A 6001-nucleotide genomic window follows, 5' to 3' on the forward strand; every position below is an offset into this window, starting at 1 on the left:
TCCTGTTGTTTGAGAACTCAATAGTGTGCCAAGTTTGTTGATACCGATTGTTTTTTGATTGGTTGAATTTGCTGGTTGCCGCGCACCCCGTGTGTGGTGGCTGGTTTTTTTGGCTGGTTTCGAATTTTGTGCAGTGGGGTGTCCCGTTTTCCCGGGGTGTCCTGTTGTGTCTGTAATGCATTTACGGAGAGTTTGATCCTGGCTCAGGATGAACGCTGGCGGCGTGCTTAACACATGCAAGTCGAACGATGAACCTCACTTGTGGGGGGATTAGTGGCGAACGGGTGAGTAACACGTGAGTAACCTGCCCTTGACTCTGGGATAAGCCTGGGAAACCGGGTCTAATACTGGATACGACCTTCTGGCGCATGCCATGTTGGTGGAAAGCTTTTGTGGTTTTGGATGGACTCGCGGCCTATCAGCTTGTTGGTGGGGTAATGGCCTACCAAGGCGACGACGGGTAGCCGGCCTGAGAGGGTGACCGGCCACACTGGGACTGAGACACGGCCCAGACTCCTACGGGAGGCAGCAGTGGGGAATATTGCACAATGGGCGCAAGCCTGATGCAGCGACGCCGCGTGAGGGATGAAGGCCTTCGGGTTGTAAACCTCTTTCAGTAGGGAAGAAGCCGCTCTTTCGGGGGTGGTGACGGTACCTGCAGAAGAAGCGCCGGCTAACTACGTGCCAGCAGCCGCGGTAATACGTAGGGCGCAAGCGTTATCCGGAATTATTGGGCGTAAAGAGCTCGTAGGCGGTTTGTCGCGTCTGCCGTGAAAGTCCGGGGCTTAACCCCGGATCTGCGGTGGGTACGGGCAGACTAGAGTGCAGTAGGGGAGACTGGAATTCCTGGTGTAGCGGTGAAATGCGCAGATATCAGGAGGAACACCGATGGCGAAGGCAGGTCTCTGGGCTGTAACTGACGCTGAGGAGCGAAAGCATGGGGAGCGAACAGGATTAGATACCCTGGTAGTCCATGCCGTAAACGTTGGGCACTAGGTGTGGGGGACATTCCACGTTTTCCGCGCCGTAGCTAACGCATTAAGTGCCCCGCCTGGGGAGTACGGCCGCAAGGCTAAAACTCAAAGGAATTGACGGGGGCCCGCACAAGCGGCGGAGCATGCGGATTAATTCGATGCAACGCGAAGAACCTTACCAAGGCTTGACATGAACCGGAATGATGCAGAGATGTGTCAGCCACTTGTGGCCGGTTTACAGGTGGTGCATGGTTGTCGTCAGCTCGTGTCGTGAGATGTTGGGTTAAGTCCCGCAACGAGCGCAACCCTCGTTCCATGTTGCCAGCGGGTTATGCCGGGGACTCATGGGAGACTGCCGGGGTCAACTCGGAGGAAGGTGGGGACGACGTCAAATCATCATGCCCCTTATGTCTTGGGCTTCACGCATGCTACAATGGCCGGTACAAAGGGTTGCGATACTGTGAGGTGGAGCTAATCCCAAAAAGCCGGTCTCAGTTCGGATTGAGGTCTGCAACTCGACCTCATGAAGTTGGAGTCGCTAGTAATCGCAGATCAGCAACGCTGCGGTGAATACGTTCCCGGGCCTTGTACACACCGCCCGTCAAGTCACGAAAGTTGGTAACACCCGAAGCCGGTGGCCTAACCCCTTGTGGGAGGGAGCCGTCGAAGGTGGGACCGGCGATTGGGACTAAGTCGTAACAAGGTAGCCGTACCGGAAGGTGCGGCTGGATCACCTCCTTTCTAAGGAGCGCCTCGAGCCTTCTTCGTCCGGCCTCTGTGTCGGGTGTGGGGTTCGCAGGAGTCAGCCCACAGCGCGGGCGTTTGTTCCGCGGTGGGTGCTCATGGGTGGAATATCAATGGATAGGTGCCTCGTGGTGCCTGCCGGTGGCTTGAGTACGTGTCGTCGTCCGTGGATGGTGGCCTGGTCGTGGATTCCTTTGCGGGGGTTCGTGGGTGGGTTCGCCGGATGTGGTCGGTGGTGGTGGAAAGAGTTCTGGTGGGTGGTTGTGGGGTGATCGTTTGGCACACTGTTGGGTCCTGAGATAACAGGGCCCTGGTCGTCGTGGCCGGTTCATGCGTGGTTCGGGGAGGTTCGTCCTTCCCGGGTGGTGTGTCCGGTGGTGGTGGTCGGGGGTCGGGTTGTTTCTGGGTTTCCCGCGCAGGTCCTGCGCACGGGTCCTTCATGGTTTCTCATGTTCCGGTGTCATCCCCTTGGTGGGGTGGCGTTGATCGGGGTGGGGGTTGTGGGGGTGTGTGTGGGGGTGTGACGGGGTTGTTGGTTGAGAACTGCATAGTGGACGCGAGCATCTTAAAAAGAAGCAATTTCTAAGAATAATCTGGTTCCGATCTTCGGGTCGGGCCTGGTTTTCTCGATATGTTTTTGATCTTAGTGGTCAAGTTTTTAAGGGCACACGGTGGATGCCTTGGCATCAGGAGCCGAAGAAGGACGTGGGAATCTGCGATAAGCCTGGGGGAGTTGATAACCGAACTTTGATCCCAGGATGTCCGAATGGGGAAACCCCGCCCGGCGCGCGAGTGACCGGGTGACCCGTATCTGAACACATAGGGTACGTGGAGGGAACGTGGGGAAGTGAAACATCTCAGTACCCACAGGAAGAGAAAACAATAGTGATTCCGTCAGTAGTGGCGAGCGAACGCGGATCAGGCTAAACCAGTGGTGTGTGATAGCCGGCGGGCGTTGCATCACTGGGGTTGTGGGACTTTCCGTTCCAGTTCTGCCGGACTGGTGAAATGAGTGCGTGCGTATAGGTGAACGGGTTTGAAAGCCCGGCCGAAGAGGGTGTTAGTCCCGTAACCGTAATGCGTGACGCCGTTTGGAGAGGATCCCAAGTAGCACGGGGCCCGAGAAATCCCGTGCGAATCTGCCAGGACCACCTGGTAAGCCTAAATACTCCCTGATGACCGATAGCGGACCAGTACCGTGAGGGAAAGGTGAAAAGTACCCCGGGAGGGGAGTGAAATAGTACCTGAAACCGTGTGCCTACAAACCGTCGGAGCAGACTTAGTTTCTGTGACGGCGTGCCTTTTGAAGAATGAGCCTGCGAGTTAGTGTTACGTCGCGAGGTTAACCCGTGTGGGGAAGCCGTAGCGAAAGCGAGTCTGAATAGGGCGAGTGAGTGGCGTGATCTAGACCCGAAGCGAAGTGATCTACCCATGGCCAGGTTGAAGCGACGGTAAGACGTCGTGGAGGACCGAACCCACTTCAGTTGAAAATGGAGGGGATGAGCTGTGGGTAGGGGTGAAAGGCCAATCAAACTTCGTGATAGCTGGTTCTCCCCGAAATGCATTTAGGTGCAGCGTTGCGTGTTTCTTATCGGAGGTAGAGCTACTGGATGGCTAATGGGCCCTACAAGGTTACTGACGTCAGCCAAACTCCGAATGCCGGTAAGTGAGAGCGCAGCAGTGAGACTGTGGGGGATAAGCTTCATAGTCGAGAGGGAAACAGCCCAGACCACCAACTAAGGCCCCTAAGCGTGTGCTAAGTGGGAAAGGATGTGGAGTTGCCCAGACAACCAGGAGGTTGGCTTAGAAGCAGCCACCCTTGAAAGAGTGCGTAATAGCTCACTGGTCAAGTGATTCCGCGCCGACAATGTAGCGGGGCTCAAGTACACCGCCGAAGTTGTGGCATTCACATAGATCCCAAGCCGGAGACTTGTTCTCTTGGTTCAAGGATGTGGATGGGTAGGGGAGCGTCGTGTGGGCAGTGAAGTCGCGGTGTAAACCAGCGGTGGAGCCTACACGAGTGAGAATGCAGGCATGAGTAGCGAAAGACGGGTGAGAAACCCGTCCGCCGAATGATCAAGGGTTCCAGGGTCAAGCTAATCTGCCCTGGGTAAGTCGGGACCTAAGGCGAGGCCGACAGGCGTAGTCGATGGACAACGGGTTGATATTCCCGTACCGGCGAAGAACCGCCAATACTGATCGAGGGATACTAACCGCCAGAAGCATGACCGCCCACCCTTGTGGTGACGTGGTTTTTTGTGGATCGCGGGACCTGATCTCGGGAGGTAAGCGTATTAACAGGTGTGACGCAGGAAGGTAGCCAAGCCGGGCGATGGTAGTCCCGGTCTAAGGATGTAGGGCGAACCATAGGCAAATCCGTGGTTCTGGTTTCGATACCGTGCTTGAGATCTGATGGGACCCCCGTCAAGGGGGGATTTGGTGATCCTATGCTGCCGAGAAAAGCATCGGCGCGAGGTTCTAGCCGCCCGTACCCCAAACCGACACAGGTGATCAGGTAGAGAATACTAAGGCGATCGAGAGAATTATGGTTAAGGAACTCGGCAAAATGCCCCCGTAACTTCGGGAGAAGGGGGGCCCCAACTGTGAAGGCGACTAGCTCGCCGGAGCGGATCGGGGCCGCAGAGACCAGGGGGAAGCGACTGTTTACTAAAAACACAGGTCCGTGCGAAGTCGCAAGACGATGTATACGGACTGACTCCTGCCCGGTGCTGGAAGGTTAAGAGGACCGGTTAGTTTCACGCTTGCGTGGGACGAAGCTGGGAATTTAAGCCCCAGTAAACGGCGGTGGTAACTATAACCATCCTAAGGTAGCGAAATTCCTTGTCGGGTAAGTTCCGACCTGCACGAATGGAGTAACGACTTCCCCGCTGTCTCAACCATAAACTCGGCGAAATTGCAGTACGAGTAAAGATGCTCGTTACGCGCAGCAGGACGGAAAGACCCCGAGACCTTCACTATAGTTTGGTATTGGTGTTCGGTGTGGCTTGTGTAGGATAGGTGGGAGACTGTGAAGCGTGGACGCCAGTTCACGTGGAGTCATCGTTGAAATACCACTCTGGTCACTCTGGATATCTAACTTCGGCCCGTAATCCGGGTCAGGGACAGTGCCTGATGGGTAGTTTAACTGGGGCGGTTGCCTCCTAAAAAGTAACGGAGGCGCCCAAAGGTTCCCTCAGCCTGGTTGGCAATCAGGTGGCGAGTGTAAGTGCACAAGGGAGCTTGACTGCGAGAGAGACATCTCAAGCAGGGACGAAAGTCGGGACTAGTGATCCGGCGGCACATTGTGGAATGGCCGTCGCTCAACGGATAAAAGGTACCTCGGGGATAACAGGCTGATCTTGCCCAAGAGTCCATATCGACGGCATGGTTTGGCACCTCGATGTCGGCTCGTCGCATCCTGGGGCTGGAGTAGGTCCCAAGGGTTGGGCTGTTCGCCCATTAAAGCGGTACGCGAGCTGGGTTTAGAACGTCGTGAGACAGTTCGGTCCCTATCCGCTGCGCGCGCAGGAAATTTGAGAAGGGCTGTCCTTAGTACGAGAGGACCGGGACGGACGAACCTCTGGTGTGTCAGTTGTACTGCCAAGTGCACCGCTGATTAGCTACGTTCGGATGGGATAACCGCTGAAAGCATCTAAGCGGGAAGCCTGCTTCAAGATGAGATTTCCATACACCTCGAGTGTGAGAGGCCCCCAGCCAGACCACTGGGTTGATAGGCCGGACGTGGAAGCAGGGACTAACGACCTGTGAAGCTGACCGGTACTAATAAGCCGATAACTTACACCACACACCCACCCCGCCGAAGGGACGGTGAACCAGCACGACGGAAAAGGGCCACCCCTGGCAACAGGACACCCCGACCGACCATGCCGGCCACCCCACCCCTTCAGCGACACGGGAGAGTGAAGATCACATATGCTACGCGTCCACTATGCGGTTCCCAACCAACAACAGGAACCACAACTCAATACCGGGCTGAACAGAGCCCACATCCAGCACGACACGAAGTAACCCACAGACTTACCACCAGCCCACCCCCGGACACCGCCCACCAGCGGACACCGGAACCGGGCCGGAACGGTAGCACGAGTTACGGCGGTCATAGCGTGGGGGAAACGCCCGGTCCCATTCCGAACCCGGAAGCTAAGACCCACAGCGCCGATGGTACTGCACCCGAGAGAGTGTGGGAGAGTAGGACACCGCCGGACAACCATTACAGGCAAGAGGCCCCACCACCGGTGGGGCCTCTTCCCCGTTAACCACCC

3 rRNA genes are annotated in these 6001 nt (G+C 56.5%); all 3 read left to right on the forward strand.

The features are described 5' to 3' along the window. The first annotated feature begins 180 nt into the window (after positions 1-180). The 3 genes from CXQ97_RS18405 (at position 181) to rrf (ending at position 5944) form a co-directional block, all read left to right on the forward strand. Positions 181-1715 (forward strand): 16S ribosomal RNA (locus tag CXQ97_RS18405). Positions 1716-2366: 651 nt separating this feature from the next. Next, positions 2367-5523, forward strand: a 23S ribosomal RNA gene (locus CXQ97_RS18410). Between the two features lie 304 nt (positions 5524-5827). Next, positions 5828-5944: ribosomal RNA gene (gene rrf / locus CXQ97_RS18415) — 5S ribosomal RNA — on the forward strand. The 16S, 23S and 5S rRNA genes sit together here, the layout of an rRNA operon. Positions 5945-6001: the final 57 nt, after the last annotated feature.

It is taken from the genome of Arthrobacter sp. B0490, from assembly GCF_002929355.1.
In the GTDB taxonomy this organism is placed as follows: domain Bacteria; phylum Actinomycetota; class Actinomycetes; order Actinomycetales; family Micrococcaceae; genus Arthrobacter_D.